The following is a 16,689-nucleotide window of genomic DNA, read 5'->3' as shown; positions in this document are numbered from 1 at the left end:
AACCACTCAACATTGAGTGGTTTTTATATGCATCAATTTCTCAAAATAAGGAAATAAAAAAATCCGTTTAGTCTTGCTAAACGGATTCTAGTATATATCTTAATAAGAACTATCCTACGATATTAATAATCTTTCCTGGAACAATAATGACGTTCTTTGGAGTACGATCACCTAATTGTTTGATTGTTCGTTCATCTTTCATTACAATATCCTGAATTTCATCTTTCGATAACGATAAAGGTAATTCTAACAAGAATTTCATTTTACCATTGAAAGAAACTGGATATTCTTTTGCATCTGCAACCAACCATTTTTCTTCGAAAGCAGGGAAATCTGCATTTGCAATAGAAGTTTCATGTCCTAATTTCGCCCATAATTCTTCTGCAATATGTGGCGCATAAGGCGAAATAATAATTGCCAAAGGCTCTAAAATTGCTCGTTTAGTTGTTTTTAATTTTCCTAATTCGTTTGCAGCAATCATAAAAGTAGAAACAGACGTATTGAAAGAGAAATTATTTACATCTTCATCCACCTTTTTGATAGTTTGATGCAACACTTTCATTTCTTCTTTAGTTGGCTCTTCATCAGAAATGAAGAATGTTTCTTCTGCTCCTGAATGATACAATTTCCAGAATTTCTTTAAGAATGAATAAACTCCAGAAATTCCTTGCGTATTCCATGGTTTTGATTGTTCAACTGGACCTAAGAACATTTCATATAGACGCAATGAATCTGCTCCGTATTGTTCACAAATATCATCTGGATTCAAGACATTGTAGTAAGATTTTGACATCTTTTCAACTTCGCGTCCTGTGATGTATTTACCATCTTCTAAGATAAATTCTGCATTTGCGAAATCTTCTCTCCATGCTTTGAATTTCTCTGTATCTAATTCGTCTCCTCCATCTTTCAACATATTAACATCGACATGTATTCCAGAAAAAGTGATAGAATCATTCATTATTCCATATTTATTATTTATTCTGGAATTTATAATAGTTGAAATTTTTTCACCCAAAATACTAAAATCTCTACGTAAAGGATTATCTCTATTCGAATCTATATATTTATCTATTATGTTTTTTGAAATGAAAAAAGTTGGAAATGGTCCATCGTTAAGAAGATTTGCTCCATTTGGATCAAATTTTAAGTTTATACGATAAGCAAACGCACTCATTCCCAAAATCATTCCTTGGTTAATCAGTTTTTTTGCATACTCATCAGTCGGAACTAAACCTTTATCGAACAAGAATTTTTGCCAAAAACGAGAATACAACAAGTGACCAGTTGCATGCTCAGATCCACCCATGTACAAATCGACATTTTGCCAATAATCAACTGCTTCCTTAGACACAAATTCGTTGTCATTTTTCGCATCCATATAACGTAACCAATACCAAGAAGAACCTGCCCAACCTGGCATAGTATTCAATTCGATAGGGAAAATCGTTTCATTGTTGATTAAACTATTGTCTACAACTTCGTTTGTTGTTGTATCAAAAGCCCATTTTGTCGCACGTCCCAATGGTGGTTCACCATCTTTCGTTGGTAAATATTCGTCAACTTCTGGTAAAATAATTGGTAATGCAGCAGTTGGAATTGTATATGGCATTTCATCTTTGAAATAAACCGGAACTGGTTCTCCCCAATAACGTTGACGAGAGAAAACAGCTTCGCGTAAACGGAAGTTTGTTTTTCCTTGTCCAAAACCTTTTTCTTCTAACGCTTCAATTGCTTTTGCAACTGCTTGTTTATAATCTAATCCATTTAAGAAATCAGAATCTTGTAATTCGAAACCGCCTTTTTCTGTAAAAGCAGTTTCAGAAATATCTTGTCCTTTGAAAATATTAATAATTGGTAAGTTGAAATGATTCGCAAAAGCAAAATCACGCTCATCACCAGCAGGAACAGCCATTACAGCACCCGTTCCGTAAGAAGCTAAGACATAATCACCAATCCAAATCGGAACTTGTTTTCCTGTGAAAGGATGAATAGCATAAGCGCCTGTAAATTCACCTGTAATATTTTTTGCATCAGCCAAACGATCTCTTTCTGAACGTTTTGAAGTATAATCGACATAAGCATCAACTTTCGCTTTGTGCTCAGCTGTTGTAATTTGAGAAACCAAAGGATGTTCTGGTGCTAAAGTAACATAAGAAACGCCGAAAACAGTATCAGGACGAGTTGTAAAAACCTCAATTTTATCTGCATATCCATCAACATCAAAAAAGATTGAAGCTCCTTGCGATTTACCAATCCAGTTTTTTTGCGATTCTTTGATTGGATCTGGCCAATCTAATTTATCCAAACCAGTTAACAAACGATCTGCATAAGCCGTGATACGCATCATCCATTGTGTCATTTTTTTGCGCACAACAGGGAAACCTCCACGCTCTGATAATCCATTAATCACCTCATCATTCGCTAAAACAGTTCCTAAATCTGGACACCAGTTTACTTCTGCTTCTGCTAAGAATGTTAAACGATATTTTAATAAAATAGCTTGTTGTTCTTTTTCTGAATAAGCATTCCATTGTTCAGCTGTAAAGATTTCGATATCATCGTCAGCAACAACGTCTACGTTAGCATTACCTTCAGTTTTGAAAGTTTCAACTAATTTAGAAATTGATTCAGCTTTATCAGTTGAATTATCATAATATGAATCAAATAATTGATTAAAAATCCATTGAGTCCATTTATAATATTCAGGCTCAGAAGTTCTGATTTCGCGATCCCAATCGTATCCCAAACCAATTTTTTTCATTTGGTTTTCGTAACCTGCAATTTCATTTCCTTGCTTATCAACACCACCTTCAATATTCGTAGTTGTTGTAATCGCAGGATGCTGGCCAGTCTGTATTGCATACTGCTCTGCAGGTAATCCAAACGAATCGTAACCCATTGGATGTAAAACATTAAATCCTTTTAAACGTTTGTAACGAGAATAAATATCTGACGCGATATACCCAAGTGGATGACCTACGTGTAAGCCAGCACCAGATGGATAAGGAAACATATCTAATACGTAAAATTTCGGTTTTTCTGATTGATTATCAGCCTTGAACGTCTTGTCTTCGATCCAAAATTTTTGCCATTTTGGTTCGATTTCATTCGGATTGTATTGCATTACTGAGGGTTATATTAAAATTAAATTAATGCAAATTTACATTTTTTATGTATCTTTTAGGTTAGATTAGCGATATTTGTACATTAATACACAACCCCTAAACTAATCCATGAAAAAAGAATTAATCATTTACTACCTTGGTGTAGTCGTCTTTTTTGTTGCGTTACTCCTTTCTGTTCGCCATTTGGTCAACACTACACGTGTTTTTGTTGGATATGAAGATAGTTTTAGCCCAACTTTAATCAAATGGAATTTGGATGAAAAAGATTCTACTTTGCGTATAAAAGATCCGTTATATTTAAAGAAAGAATATTTTTTGATTGATTATAAAAATGATAAATTCATCAAAAATGATACAATTTTGTATGCCGATTTGATGGCAGACTCTTTAACAGATAAAGGTTGTATTTTGAATGTGAAGCCTCCTTATTATATTTGGAAAGAGGCTAAAAATGATACTTTGAAAGTCTTTAAACACAATGTAACCCTAAAGTTTACGAAGAAAAAAGTTTATTAAACTTTCTGTAAATAGAAAGAAAAGGTAGATCCTTTTCCTACTTTACTACTTACATATATTTTTTGTTTATGTGCCTCTAAGATGTGTTTTACGATTGCTAAACCAAGTCCAGAACCACCATTGTTACGATTTCTAGATTTATCAACACGATAAAAACGTTCAAAAACACGGTCAAGATCTTCTTGTTTTATTCCAACACCTTGATCTTTGATTGAGACTTGTATTTTATCATCAAAATCATCAAAATCAATCACAACTTCAGTATTTGGATTAGAGTAATTAATCGCATTAACGATTAAATTAATCAGCACTTGTTGTATTTTCTGAATATCACCAACCACTTTTATAGGTTGATGAATAGGATAATTAAGAGAAAGTCTGATGTTATTTTTTTCTGCTTTAATTTCAAGTAAATCGATAACATCTTGCACCAAAGCAGTCAAATTAAACGTTGTAAACTCTATGTTTATACGACCACGCTCTAGCTCTGCAATCATGTCCAAATCTTTTACCAGATAAATCAAACGATCAACCGATTTATTGATTCGGTTTAAATACTTATCACGAATAGACTCATCTTCCACTCCACCTTCTATCAATGTTAATAAATAACCTTGTACAGAAAAAAGAGGTGTTTTTAATTCGTGCGAAATATTACCCAAAAAATCTCTTCGGTAATTTTCTCTTTCGTTTAAAACATCAATTTCTTTGGATTGATCTTCTGTAATTGTGGAAATTTTTTGGGATAATTCCTCAAAATCCATATTATTCGATTGAAATTGAGGAATGTTTTTTGAGATTTCAGTAAAATCTCGACGTCGTTGATTTTTTAAAAAAAACCAATACATTGCAGTTAAACCAATTAAAAGAAAAAGGAATAATCCGCAAAAAAATATTTTTTCTTGGAGAATAAAATTAATATTTCCAAACCATAAAAAAGAGAACAAAACAAAACCTAAAGCTAAAAAAAGTGTGCTTAAAAGAGCATAAAGGAATATATTTTGGACTTTGAACGTTGAAGCCATTAGCAGCTTTTAATCATTTATTTTGTAACCAATACCTTTGATAGTAGAAAAGCGATCGTTTCCAAATTTTTCTCGAAGTTTACGCATATGTACGTCAATTGTACGTCCGCCAACAACAACTTCATTTCCCCAAACTTTCTCTAAAATTTCTTCACGTTTGAAAACACGTTCTGGATTAGAAGCTAAAAGAGCGATTAATTCAAATTCTTTACGTGGTAATAAGAAATCTTCACCTTGATAGTTTACTTTATATGTTTCGCGATTAATTTCGAAATTATTCAGTTTAATAAACTCGTCTTTTGGTGTTTCGTTTGGTTGTTTTAATTTAAGTAAGGCATTTAGTTTACAAATTAAAACTTTTGGTTTGATTGGTTTTAAAATATAATCATTTGCACCAGCATCGTAACCTGCTAATTGAGAAAAATCTTCGGCACGTGCAGAAAGAAAAACAACTAAAGTATCTTTAAAAGAATCTAATTTTCTCAGCTCAGCACACATCTCCATCCCGTCCATTTGTGGCATCATGACATCTAATAGAATTAAGTCTGGGCGAAAAATTTTGGCTTGTTTTAGTCCTTCGATACCGTTTTGAGCTGTTTCGATCTCAAAACCTTCTTTTTTTAAGTTGTATCCAATAAACTCTAAGATATCTGGTTCATCGTCTACTAATAAAATCTTAATGTTCTTCATAATTGTTTGTAATAACTAAAAAAATTTAGCTGATGTAAAATTAAGCTTAAATCTTACGAGAATACAGCTGAAATCATTTCTTAACATTCATTTAAAATTACGACAATTTGATAACAATTCTCTAACAAAACCTTTACAATTTATAAAAATCATTCTCATCCGATTGCCACAACTTTGCAAGCAAACAAACACGAATTATTTTATAGCAATGAAACGCAATTTAACTTTACTTTTATTATTAGGATCAGCAGCATTATTTGCGCAAACTGATATTAAATTAGAAGGAACATTATTTGATCAAAAATCAAACCAACCAATCGCTGGTAAAACATTTACAGTAGAAGGTTTAAATATTACTGCTAAAACAGATGAAAAAGGTCATTACGAAATCTCAGTTCCAGATGATACTTACCAATTAGATATTAAGGTTGATGGATATCAAACAATCACACAAAGTTTAACTGACTCTAATACGTATAATCTTTATTTACAGCCAGCTGATATTAGTAATATTGATTTATCTACAGCTGTTGTAACTGCAACAAAAAACAAATCATCTGAAGCGAATTTATTGAGCATGCAGAAAAAATCTGTTAAGATGGTTGAGAATATTGGATCTGTAGAATTAGAGCGTAAAGGTGTAAGTGATGCGGCTTCTGCTGTTGCAAAAATGGCCGGAGTTACAAAACAAGAAGGTACAGGTGATGTATTTGTTCGCGGTTTAGGAGATCGTTATAACTATACTTCTTTAAATGGTTTACCAATACCATCAGAAAATCCGAGTAATAAAAACATTAAGTTAGATTTATTTCCTACAGATGTGATCGATTATATCTCGTTAAGTAAAACATTTAACGTACGTATGATGGCAGATTTTGGAGGTGCGAATATTGACATTGCTTCAAAATTATACGAAGGAAAAGGTTTATTTGAAATTGGAACTAATTTGAATTTAAATTCAAACGCAATTACAAGTAAAAACTACAATTTACAAGCTGGTCCAAACTGGTTTGGTTTCCAAAAAACAAACATTCCTGCAAACGCAATTTCTGGATATAACTTCAAAAATAGTTTCAATCCACAATCTAAATCAGCTGTAGCTGGTGGATTTAATGTAAAAGGAGGAAAAAGTTTCAAATTTGATAATGGATCTAAATTTGGATTCTTTGCAACAGCTTCTTTTGATAATTCGGCTCAAAGCATCGAAAATGGTTTAGCTCGTTCAGTTGATGCACAAGGAAATAACTTAAAAGGATTTAATGATTATACAAAAAACAGCTATACAACAAATACTACAGGTATGGTGAATTTGTATTATGATTTCAATCCAAACAATAGATTAAGAGCAAACAGTATTTTTATTAACAATACAACTCAATCTTTACAAGAATATAAAGGATTTATTCGTGATTTAGCAGAAGATAACAACGGGTTTATTCGTCGTGGAACATACGAGAAAAACCAAGTTTTTGTTAATCAATTGTTAGGTGACCACAAATTAAATGATACATCTGAATTTCATTGGGGTGTTTCTTACAACACAGTGAAACAAGATATGCCAGATCGTTTACAAAACACGATGCGTTTAGATAGAACGACTGGTCAATACACATTAGCTTCTCAGGATGCTTCGTTAAGTAACCGTTACTTCCAAAACTTAAATGAGAACGAAATTTCTGCAAACTTAGAGTATAACTTCGTTTTAGGTGGTGATTTAAAAGATTACAAAGCAAGAATCTCTATTGGTTACCAAGGTCGTCATAAAGAAAGAGATTTTGAAGCAAATCAATTTAACTTAAAACTTACGAGAAGTGGTGTTCAAGTAGATCCTAACAATTTGGATGCTGTTTTCAATCAATCAAACTTTGGATTAGATCGATTATTTACAATCGAAACATTTGATATGGATGGTAGAGGTGGTTACCGCTCTCAGACTTATAACGGACAAAAAGATATACAAGTTGGTTTTGCAGAAGTTGAATATAACTTTACAGATCGCTTAACTGCAGTTTTAGGAGTTCGTGCAGAATACCTTAAACAAAGTATTGATTGGTACACAGCTTTATCTCAAGGAGAAAATTCTTTTGATCAATTCGAATTATTACCAAGTTTAGCGTTACGTTACAAAGTAACAGAAAATCAAAACTTACGTTTCGCAACGTCAAAAACATATACTTTACCACAGTTTAAAGAAACAGCGATGTTTGTTTACGAAGATGTAACTGAAACTTTCCGCGGAAATCCAATGTTATATCCATCTACAAACTATAATGCAGATATTAAATGGGAATGGTTTCCTAAAAATGGAGAAGTTTTATCGTTAGGAGGTTTCGGAAAATATATTCAAGATCCGATCAATACAACTACAATTGCTTCATCATCAAATGATATTTCTTATGTAAATAGTGGTGATTGGGGATACGCTGTTGGAGCTGAGTTAGAGGTAAGAAAAGCAATTATCGATAACAAAACAACTAATCCAGAGCAGTTAACTTTTGGTCTTAATGCAGCCTACATGTATTCTAATCAAGAGTTAAACGATGAGAAAGTGTACAACGAAACATTGTTCAACGGACAACGTATCAATACGAACTTTACAAATGCAGAAGATTCGTTTACAGGAGCTTCAAAATTCATTACAAATGCAGATTTATCTTACTCTAAAAAATGGAGTAATGGTGCAAGTATTATGACAACGGTTGCTTACAACTATTTCTCTGATCGTATTTACGCTTTAGGAACTGAAACAAGAGGTAATCAAGTTGATAAAGGATTTAGCACATTAGACTTCATTTTACGTTCAAAATTGAACAAAAATATCGGAATCAATTTCTCTGCTAAAAACCTTTTAAATCCAACGATTGATCGCGTTCAAGAAAACTTAAACGGTGACGTAAAAACATTAAGCTATAAAAAAGGGATGAACTTCGGTTTATCTGTTAACTATCAATTTTAATTAAAAACAAACACAATAAAACAATTTTAAATTATGAAAAAATCAATTTCTAGATTATTCTTAGTAGGAGCTATTTCTTCATTAGCTTTAGTAAGCTGTAACAATGATGACGATAACAAAGGTAATGGAAACACAAATCCTTCTGGATTTGTTGCTAACCCAGCTGATTTCAAAGGAGAGTTAAAAAGTGGTGATAAAATTACTTTAGATGCAACTAAAACGTACTATTTAACTGGTAAAATCCAAGTAAATGATGGTGCTGTTTTAACTATCCCTGCAGGAACTAAAATCATTGCAAATGGAGGAACTTCATCTTTTATCGCAGTAGCACAAGGAGGTCAAATTTACTCTAATGGTACAGCAGAAAAACCAGTTGTATTTACATCAGAAAAAGGAACTCCAGGTTCTTGGGGAGGTGTAGTATTATGTGGTAAAGCACCAATTAACAAAGCTAAAACAGCAACTGCAGAGGTTTCTGAATTAACTTATGGTGGTGATGTAGCTACAGATAACTCTGGGTCAATTACATATACTCGTATCGAATTTGCAGGTGCTATTTATAACTCTGAGAAAGAATTTAATGGTCTTTCATTATTCGGTGTTGGTAGCGGAACAAAAATCGAGTACGTACAATTATACGCAGGATCTGATGATGGTGTAGAATTCTTCGGAGGAACTGTAAACACAAAATATATCGTATCTAACGAAAACGAAGATGATCAATTTGACTGGACAGAAGGTTGGGTTGGTATCAACGAATACTGGTACGGAAAAGAAGGTCGTAACAAAGGAAATAGAGGTATCGAAGCTGATAATAACTCAAGCAACCATACTTTAACTCCAATCGCTAATCCATCTATCAAAAATGCTACTTTAATTGGTTTAGGAGCAACTTATACAGGAGAAGGTGAAAACCAAGCAATGAAATTACGTGTTGGTACAAAAGGTAAATTTGAAAACTTTGTATTAGCTAACTGGGCAAAAGGTATCGATATCGAGCATGATGCTACTTTAGCTTGGATTCCTAACGATTTATTCCTTAAAAATGTACAATTCGTAAATGTAACGACAGAAGCTACAGGTAAAACTTCTGCTGGTTTAGCAGTTGATGTATCTAAAGCATATGCTAAAGCAAATAATAATGGTGCAGGTGCAGGTATAGAAGTACCTACTTGGGCTAAAGGATGGACAAGAGGTCTATAATAATCATTATATAAAGAAAAACTTTTCTTATAAAAAAGTTCTTCGTGTTTGTAAATCGCTTTTTCGGATTCTCCGAGGGAGCGATTTTCTTCTATTATAACTATTTTATTTTAAGTCATTAAAAATAGTTATTTAGAAAAATTCCACATAAAATAAACTATTCGTACATTTGCAAATAATTAGAGTTGATAACAATGGCATTAACAGAACAACAATTAGATTCGATTGGAGAAAAATTGGTTGAAAAATTCAAAACAGTTTACGATCCAGAGATTCCAGTTGATATATACGAATTAGGATTAGTTTACGATGCACAGGTAAATGCAGATGGTGAAGTAAAAGTTACCATGACCCTTACATCTCCAAACTGTCCAGTAGCTGAAAGTTTACCACGAGAGGTAGAACAGCGTGTTGAAGAGATAGAATATGTAACGAAATGTTATGTAGAAATCACATTTGATCCTCCTTGGGATAGAGATATGATGAGCGAAGAAGCAAAATTTGAATTAGGAATGTTATAAGAACATTCCTAATTTTTTTTGTACCTTAATCCAACAAAATTCAAAACACTAAAACTTATGGGAAATTTCGGACTAATAATATTTATCTTCTTATTTGCGATAATATTTATCTTCTTATTCATTTTTACAGTCAAGCAACAAACTGCGATTATTATAGAACGTTTCGGAAAATTTAATAGTATTCGTAATCCAGGATTGCAATTCAAAATTCCGATTGTAGACAGAATTGCGGGAAAAATGTCACTTAAAATTCAGCAATTAGATGTTGTTGTCGAAACGAAAACCAAAGATGATGTATTTGTTCGATTAAAAATTTCTGTTCAATATCAAGTCATCAAAACGCAAGTTTATGACGCATTTTACAAATTAGATAATCCTTATACACAAATTACCTCTTTCGTATTTGATGTTGTTCGAGCTGAAGTTCCAAAACTTCGTTTGGATGATGTTTTCGAGAAAAAAGATGATATTGCCGTTGCTGTAAAAAGTGAATTACAAGAAGCGATGAATTCGTATGGATATGAAATTGTGAAAACGTTAGTAACTGATATCGATCCAGATGAACAAGTAAAACATGCGATGAACCGTATTAATGCTGCGGAACGCGAAAAATTAGCTGCGCAATATGAAGGTGATGCTGCTCGTATTTTGATTGTAGAAAAAGCAAGAGCCGAAGCAGAATCGAAGCGTTTACAAGGACAAGGTATTGCGGATCAACGTCGCGAAATTGCAAAAGGTTTATTGGAATCTGTAGATGTATTGAATGGAGCGGGAATTACGTCGCAAGAAGCTTCAGCATTAATTGTAGTAACGCAACATTATGATACATTGCAAGCGATTGGAGAAAAATCTGGAAGTAAACTAGTTTTATTACCAAACTCACCAACCGCCGCTTCGGAAATGCTGAACACAATGGTCACTTCATTTACAGCAGCACATGAACTGAATGAGCATCAAATAACAAAGGAACAGCTAACTCAACAGAAAAATAAACCAAATCAAGATGATTCGTTTACTTTTCCAGAGCATCCTTAGAAAAATGTAATGAGTAAAATTCTTAATAGTAAAGTAATAATATTTGTTTTCTTATTAATAGTTTTCTATTTGTACTTTTTTAAAAGTGATTTTACAAATGGACAAAATCAAACTGAATTAGATTATTCTGTAAATATTATTTCTAATAATAATTATAAAGAAGATAAAGTAAAATCAGCATCTTTTACAATTATTGGAAATAATCCCGAAACGAATAAAATTGATTCTTTTAAAGATGGTAGATGGTTTTCTAACGTGAGTGATTCAATCGAAAAAGGAGATACCGTTTTTAAAATGAAAGGAAAAGACTATTTTTTAATTAAAAAGAAGAATTACATCTTAAAAATTAATTTAGAAAAGAATCAACAAGGAAAATTTATAGAAGTTTTAAAGAGATAATTATCAAAAGTAAAAGCCACTTCGATGAAGTGGCTTTCTAATATCTCAATACTTATATCTAAAATCTAAGTCTATCCAACCTGAACACCATTTGGCGTTTCAGCTTCTGGATTTACGAACGTTAATTTTCCGTCTGCTTTATCAGCGAATAATAACATTCCGTTCGATTCGATTCCACGAATTTTACGAGGCGCTAAATTTGCTAAAACCATTGCTTGTTTTCCTACGATTTCTTCTAACGTAAAATGTTCTGCAATACCAGAAACAATCGTACGAACGTCCATTCCTGTATCTACTTTTAGTTCGAATAATTTGTCTGCTTTTTCAACTTTTTTCGCTTCTAAAATAGTTCCGATACGGATATCCATTTTTTGAAAATCATCAAAAGAAATCAATTCTTTTTGAGGTTCTGCGTTTGGATTTGTCATATTATTTTTGACTTTACTTTCGTTTAATTTATTGATTTGTGCTTCGATTGCTTCGTCCTCAATTTTTGCAAAGATTAATTCAGATTGACCTAATTGATGTCCAGCTTTTACAAATTCGTCTGTTGATTCTAAATCATCCCAACTCATTTTTTCTACATTCATCATAGCCAACATTTTCTCAGAAGCGAATGGAATAAATGGTTCTCCCAATTGTCCTAATGCAGCAGCAATTTGCGTCGCAGCGTACATAATTCCTTTTACAGCTTCTGGATCATCACCTTTTTTCCAAGGTTCTTGTGCTTGTAAAAATTGATTTCCAAGACGAGCCAAATTCATATATTCTGTTAATGCAGCACGGAATTCATATTTCTCTAAATGATCGCCAATACGCTTTGCAAAATATTTGATTTCAGTTAATTCTTCAAATTCAATTGTTTTTGAAGGAACAATTCCTTCGTAATATTTGTGAGAAAGTACCATTACGCGGTTGATAAAGTTTCCTAAAATTCCAACCAATTCAGAATTATTCTTCGTTTGGAAATCTTTCCACGTAAAGTTATTGTCTTTATTTTCAGGCATATTTGCCGTCAACACATAACGCAATGTATCTTGTTGATTCGGGAAATCTTCTAAATATTCATGTGCCCAAACTGCCCAATTACGAGAAGTTGAGATTTTATCATCTTCTAAATTTAGGAACTCGTTTGCAGGAACATTATCAGGCATAATGTAATCGCCATGCGCTTTCATCATTGTTGGGAAAATGATACAGTGGAAAACAATATTATCTTTTCCGATGAAATGGACCAATTTCGTTTCTTCATTTTGCCAATAATCTTTCCAGTTTTTACCATTTTGCTCCGCCCATTCTTGCGTGAAAGAAATATAACCAATCGGTGCATCGAACCAAACATACATTACTTTTCCTTCAGCTCCATCAACAGGAACAGGAATTCCCCAGTTCAAATCGCGTGTCATTGCACGAGGTTTCAAACCATCGTCTAACCAAGATTTTACTTGACCATAAACACTCGATTTCCAATCATTTTTGTGACCTTCTAAAATCCATTTTGATAAGAAATCTTGGTATTGATCTAATGGTAAATACCAGTTTTTTGTTTCTTTTCTGATTGGAGTATTTCCAGATAAAGCAGAACGAGGATTAATCAATTCTTCTGGGCTTAATGTTGAGCCACATTTTTCACATTGATCTCCGTAAGCGTCTGGATTTCCACATTTCGGACATTCACCACGAATGTATCGATCCGCTAAAAATTCGTGCGCATCTTCATCGTAAAATTGTTCCGTAACATCTTCTGTAAACTTGTTGTTATCATACAACGTTTTGAAGAAATCTTGCGCAACTTCTCTGTGTTTATCTGATGTTGTACGAGAATAAATATCAAACGTAACACCAAAATTAGCCAATGTATTTTTGATATTTTCGTGGTAACGATCAACAATGTCTTGAGGCGTAACGCCTTCTTTTTTGGCACGAATTGTAATTGGAATACCATGTTCGTCAGAACCTCCAATAAATGCTACATCTTTTCCTTTTCTTCGTAAAAAACGCGCATAAATATCAGAAGGAACGTAAACACCTGCCATGTGACCAATGTGCAAAGGTCCGTTAGCATAAGGTAAAGCCGCTGTAATTGTATATCTTTTTGGTTGACTCATTTACTTAAAATCTATAAGTTACAAAGATACGATTTGTTGTTTGTTTTGTTAAAACCTTTTTCTAATTTTATAATCTTAATACAAGATGATGAAAGAACAACCTATTGAAACTACTCCTACCGAAGTTGTAAATGATACTATTACCAATCTTTTTACTTACGCAAATTACTTTTTGGTAGCCGGTTTGGTTGTCTTATTAACGTATATGACGATTCGCGATTTTAGAAAAAAACAACGTGAAAAAAGATTAGCTAAAGAACGCGAAGAATATAATCGATTTGAAGAGAAAGAAGAAAAAATTGACCAATAAGGATATTTGCGGTTTACATTTTTAAGTAAAACTCTTTCGTTAAATTGATATAATCTTGGGTGTATTGATGTCTTCCCAATTCAATTATTAAATGACTTTCTTGTAATTGTTTCTCTTGAAAACTAAACTCAAGAAGCACACGTTTTATAGCAGATTGTTCATTCCCTTTTATATACACCACTCGACCTAATTTTAACTCATTTTGAGAAGCCGTAGCACAAAAGTCGTTTATTTGATCGTACGGAATTATAAAACTTGCCAAACCATTTTGATCAAGTAATTGACTTGTTTTTGAAATTAAATCCGAAAACGTTAAGGTTTCTTGTTGACGCGCTTGCTTTCTTGAATCAAAACTCACCAAATCGTTAACGGTAAAAAAAGGTGGATTACTAACAATTAAATCATACTTTTTGGTTGAATTGTAATTTTGTAAGGAAGTATGAAAAAGTGACAGGCGATTATTGAACTTTGAATTTCCGAAGTTTTCTTTGGCTTGTAAAAATGCATCAATATCAATTTCTAAAGCATCAATGTTAACTTTAGGAAAACGTTGCGCAATCATCAAAGAAATTAATCCTGTTCCTGTTCCTATATCCAATACATTTTGCCCAACAACATTAGCCCAAGCTCCTAATAGAACACCATCTGTTCCTACTTTCATCGCAGTTTGGTCTTGAAAAATAGAAAATTGTTTGAACTGAAAAGGTTTTCTATTCATGATATGGAATCAGAATGTAAAACGTTGTTCCAACCGAGATTTCTGATTCGAAACGAATCGTTCCATCATAATCATCAATAATTTTCTTAACCATTGGTAAACCAATTCCCATTCCACTATTTTTAGTTGTAAATTTTGGAATAAAAATAGAATCTTGCGCTTCTACAGGTATTCCATCTCCGTTATCTTGTATGGTAAGATGTAAAAAATCTCCTGTTAATAACACATCAACTTTTACTTTTGCTTTTCGTGATTTTGGAATAGATTGAAATGCATTCTTCGTAATATTTGTAATGATTCGATTCAAATATTGTTTATCAAAATGCATTAAAATAGCCTCTGGAGAGTAATTAAACTCGATAAAATCCATCGGAAAAACATAAAGCGAGTTTTTAATCACTTCTACAATGTCTATTTTTTCGTCTTTACGAGAAGGCATTTTAGCAAAATCTGAGAAAGCTTCTGCAATTGCAGAAATGGTATCAATTTGTTGCAAAAGGATATTTCCTGTTCGCATTGTTTTTTCTTTAATATCAGGATCATTCGCATCAAACTTTCGCATATGATTCTGGAGCATCAATCGCATTGGTGTTAATGGATTTTTTACTTCGTGCGCTACTTGTCTAGCAAAATCTCTCCAAGCCTCTTCCCTTTCTTGCTTCGCTAATAAATCTGATTGTTCTCTTAACTTAAATAACATGTCGTTATAAGAATCGACCAAAACTCTTATTTCATCGCTACCATCGTATCGAATTGGCATATTATTTACAATTACTTCTGTTTCTCGAATACGATCTGCAAAAGACCAAAGCTTGTTTAATGTACGCTTTGTTACAAAATAAACGGCCAACGTACCAAACAATAAAATAACACCAAAAGCAAGTCCGTAACTTCCTATTAATGTAAACATGTCTTGTTGAAGAAAGTCTTGATTTGATTGATATGGTAAGCAAAGAATAGCAATATTTTCGTTGTAATAATTCTTGATATAGCTATAAGATGAAAATACTTTTGCATCTAAATCACTATCTTTATTTGTAATGATTAACTCATTTGTAGATTGTAATTTATCTAAAATATTTTGAGGTAAAACACTATATGTTGTAGGAACAGCTTGTGTTGTTAACACTTTATTACCTCTCAAATCATAAATAACAATATCCGTTTTATTGATATCTCCAATTCTCAAAAAACTTTCTTCGAGGATGGATGTCACATTATCTTTTGTTGCAATTCCTGGATAATTATCCATTTCATAATCAATTGCAGACTCTACAGCTTTTACTTTTCTTTTCAGAATATCTTCGTGATATTGCTTCGTTTGATCGTTAAAATGACTTGCTGTAATTAATAATATCGACCCTGCTGTAAACAGAAGAATTGTTACCATATAGATGATAATACGAACAGGAAGCGATAAATTATTTTTTCTTCTAATCATTTTATTTTTGGAATAATCTCTTTACGTATTTTCCGATAATATCAAATTCAAGATTTAGTGTATCTCCAGTTTTTACACGATTAAGATTTGTAAACTCCCAAGTATACGGAATAATAGCAACAGAAAATTGTCCTACTTTACTATCAACAACAGTCAAACTTATTCCGTTTAAACATACAGATCCTTTTTCTACTGTAACATTTCCTGTAGATGCTTCATCATAGTTAATCGTAACAATATAACTACCTTCATGATTATCTATTGATTCAACGTTCCCTACTTGATCTACATGTCCTTGAACGATATGACCATCAATACGACCATTAAACATCAAACATCGTTCTAAATTGATCAAATCACCTTCATTTAAAGTGTTAAAGTTCGTTTTTAACAATGTTTCATCAATTGCAGTGACCTTATAAAGACCATCTTTAAAATCAACAACTGTTAAACAAACTCCGTTATGAGCCACACTTTGATCGATTTTTAATTCGTCTACAAAGTCTGCTTCAATCCATAAATGAAGATTAGTTTGTTCTTTTTCTATTTTGATAAGTTTTCCAACTCCTTCTACAATTCCCGTAAACATGGTAATATTTTTTGTGAAATTAATGATAAAAATAAAGTAAATACAATGAA

General features: G+C 32.5%; 14 protein-coding genes. 7 read left to right on the top strand and 7 right to left on the bottom strand.

The window, feature by feature from the left end; translation table 11 throughout:
* Positions 1-109: 109 nt before the first annotated feature.
* Positions 110-3,127, bottom strand: a complete 3,018-nt coding sequence (locus tag QHG34_RS07620; RefSeq protein ID WP_282629614.1) for a leucine--tRNA ligase — start codon at positions 3,125-3,127, stop codon at positions 110-112.
* A 109-nt stretch (positions 3,128-3,236) separates the two neighbouring features.
* Here QHG34_RS07620 and QHG34_RS07615 point away from each other — a divergent pair, with 109 nt between their 5' ends.
* Complete coding sequence (locus tag QHG34_RS07615) at positions 3,237-3,644, top strand: hypothetical protein (RefSeq protein ID WP_282629613.1); 408 nt, start codon at positions 3,237-3,239, stop codon at positions 3,642-3,644.
* On the opposite strand, the gene QHG34_RS07610 is transcribed toward QHG34_RS07615, so the two are convergent.
* Positions 3,641-4,408, bottom strand: coding sequence for a sensor histidine kinase (locus QHG34_RS07610; RefSeq protein ID WP_282629612.1), 768 nt, complete (start codon positions 4,406-4,408; stop codon positions 3,641-3,643). The two genes, QHG34_RS07615 and QHG34_RS07610, sit on opposite strands and share 4 nt — an antisense overlap.
* Before the next feature lie 270 nt (positions 4,409-4,678).
* Positions 4,679-5,359: a response regulator transcription factor gene (locus QHG34_RS07605; protein ID WP_282629611.1), complete on the bottom strand. Its 681-nt coding sequence runs from the start codon at positions 5,357-5,359 to the stop codon at positions 4,679-4,681.
* A 208-nt stretch (positions 5,360-5,567) separates the two neighbouring features.
* On the opposite strand from QHG34_RS07605, the gene QHG34_RS07600 reads away from it, so the two are divergent.
* From QHG34_RS07600 to QHG34_RS07580, 5 genes are all read left to right on the top strand, one after another.
* Positions 5,568-8,315, top strand: coding sequence for a TonB-dependent receptor domain-containing protein (locus tag QHG34_RS07600; RefSeq protein WP_282629610.1), 2,748 nt, complete (start codon positions 5,568-5,570; stop codon positions 8,313-8,315).
* 33 nt (positions 8,316-8,348) lie between these two features.
* Positions 8,349-9,518, top strand: a complete 1,170-nt coding sequence (locus QHG34_RS07595) for a hypothetical protein (RefSeq protein WP_282629609.1) — start codon at positions 8,349-8,351, stop codon at positions 9,516-9,518.
* Positions 9,519-9,712: 194 nt separating this feature from the next.
* On the top strand, positions 9,713-10,039 hold the full coding sequence (locus QHG34_RS07590) for a DUF59 domain-containing protein (RefSeq protein WP_282629608.1): 327 nt from the start codon (positions 9,713-9,715) through the stop codon (positions 10,037-10,039).
* Positions 10,040-10,096: 57 nt separating this feature from the next.
* Positions 10,097-11,074 carry an SPFH domain-containing protein gene (locus tag QHG34_RS07585; RefSeq protein ID WP_282629607.1) on the top strand — a complete coding sequence of 326 codons (978 nt, stop codon included), beginning with the start codon at positions 10,097-10,099 and terminating at the stop codon, positions 11,072-11,074.
* A gap of 9 nt (positions 11,075-11,083) precedes the next feature.
* Entirely contained in the window at positions 11,084-11,473 is a 390-nt protein-coding gene (locus QHG34_RS07580) for a hypothetical protein (RefSeq protein ID WP_282629606.1), read from the top strand.
* Positions 11,474-11,544: 71 nt separating this feature from the next.
* Here QHG34_RS07580 and metG read toward each other — a convergent pair whose 3' ends face one another.
* Positions 11,545-13,581: a methionine--tRNA ligase gene (gene metG / locus QHG34_RS07575; RefSeq protein ID WP_282629605.1), complete on the bottom strand. Its 2,037-nt coding sequence runs from the start codon at positions 13,579-13,581 to the stop codon at positions 11,545-11,547.
* Between the two features lie 85 nt (positions 13,582-13,666).
* Here metG and QHG34_RS07570 point away from each other — a divergent pair, with 85 nt between their 5' ends.
* On the top strand, positions 13,667-13,891 hold the full coding sequence (locus tag QHG34_RS07570) for a hypothetical protein (protein ID WP_282629604.1): 225 nt from the start codon (positions 13,667-13,669) through the stop codon (positions 13,889-13,891).
* A 13-nt stretch (positions 13,892-13,904) separates the two neighbouring features.
* Here the strand turns inward: QHG34_RS07570 and QHG34_RS07565 are convergent, their stop codons facing one another.
* The 3 genes from QHG34_RS07565 to QHG34_RS07555 are packed head-to-tail and all read right to left on the bottom strand — an operon-like array spanning position 13,905 to position 16,639.
* Positions 13,905-14,609: a tRNA1(Val) (adenine(37)-N6)-methyltransferase gene (locus QHG34_RS07565; protein WP_282629603.1), complete on the bottom strand. Its 705-nt coding sequence runs from the start codon at positions 14,607-14,609 to the stop codon at positions 13,905-13,907.
* Entirely contained in the window at positions 14,602-16,050 is a 1,449-nt protein-coding gene (locus QHG34_RS07560; protein ID WP_282629602.1) for a sensor histidine kinase, read from the bottom strand. The genes QHG34_RS07565 and QHG34_RS07560 overlap by 8 nt, the downstream gene beginning before the upstream one ends.
* A gap of 1 nt (position 16,051) precedes the next feature.
* Positions 16,052-16,639 carry a riboflavin synthase gene (locus QHG34_RS07555; RefSeq protein ID WP_282629601.1) on the bottom strand — a complete coding sequence of 196 codons (588 nt, stop codon included), beginning with the start codon at positions 16,637-16,639 and terminating at the stop codon, positions 16,052-16,054.
* Positions 16,640-16,689: the final 50 nt, after the last annotated feature.

It is taken from the genome of Empedobacter sedimenti, assembly GCF_030005555.1.
Taxonomy (GTDB): domain Bacteria; phylum Bacteroidota; class Bacteroidia; order Flavobacteriales; family Weeksellaceae; genus Empedobacter; species Empedobacter sedimenti.
The sequence above is the reverse complement of the archived record's forward strand: the minus strand, read 5'-3'. Positions and strand labels throughout refer to the sequence as shown.

Coding starts and splice junctions, on each gene's coding strand:
- QHG34_RS07620 (WP_282629614.1), bottom strand. CDS start 3,127: ATGCAATACAATCCGAATGAAATCGAACCAAAATGGCAAAAATTTTGG.
- QHG34_RS07615 (WP_282629613.1), top strand. CDS start 3,237: ATGAAAAAAGAATTAATCATTTACTACCTTGGTGTAGTCGTCTTTTTT.
- QHG34_RS07610 (WP_282629612.1), bottom strand. CDS start 4,408: ATGGATTTTGAGGAATTATCCCAAAAAATTTCCACAATTACAGAAGAT.
- QHG34_RS07605 (WP_282629611.1), bottom strand. CDS start 5,359: ATGAAGAACATTAAGATTTTATTAGTAGACGATGAACCAGATATCTTA.
- QHG34_RS07600 (WP_282629610.1), top strand. CDS start 5,568: ATGAAACGCAATTTAACTTTACTTTTATTATTAGGATCAGCAGCATTA.
- QHG34_RS07595 (WP_282629609.1), top strand. CDS start 8,349: ATGAAAAAATCAATTTCTAGATTATTCTTAGTAGGAGCTATTTCTTCA.
- QHG34_RS07590 (WP_282629608.1), top strand. CDS start 9,713: ATGGCATTAACAGAACAACAATTAGATTCGATTGGAGAAAAATTGGTT.
- QHG34_RS07585 (WP_282629607.1), top strand. CDS start 10,097: ATGGGAAATTTCGGACTAATAATATTTATCTTCTTATTTGCGATAATA.
- QHG34_RS07580 (WP_282629606.1), top strand. CDS start 11,084: ATGAGTAAAATTCTTAATAGTAAAGTAATAATATTTGTTTTCTTATTA.
- metG (WP_282629605.1), bottom strand. CDS start 13,581: ATGAGTCAACCAAAAAGATATACAATTACAGCGGCTTTACCTTATGCT.
- QHG34_RS07570 (WP_282629604.1), top strand. CDS start 13,667: ATGATGAAAGAACAACCTATTGAAACTACTCCTACCGAAGTTGTAAAT.
- QHG34_RS07565 (WP_282629603.1), bottom strand. CDS start 14,609: ATGAATAGAAAACCTTTTCAGTTCAAACAATTTTCTATTTTTCAAGAC.
- QHG34_RS07560 (WP_282629602.1), bottom strand. CDS start 16,050: ATGATTAGAAGAAAAAATAATTTATCGCTTCCTGTTCGTATTATCATC.
- QHG34_RS07555 (WP_282629601.1), bottom strand. CDS start 16,639: ATGTTTACGGGAATTGTAGAAGGAGTTGGAAAACTTATCAAAATAGAA.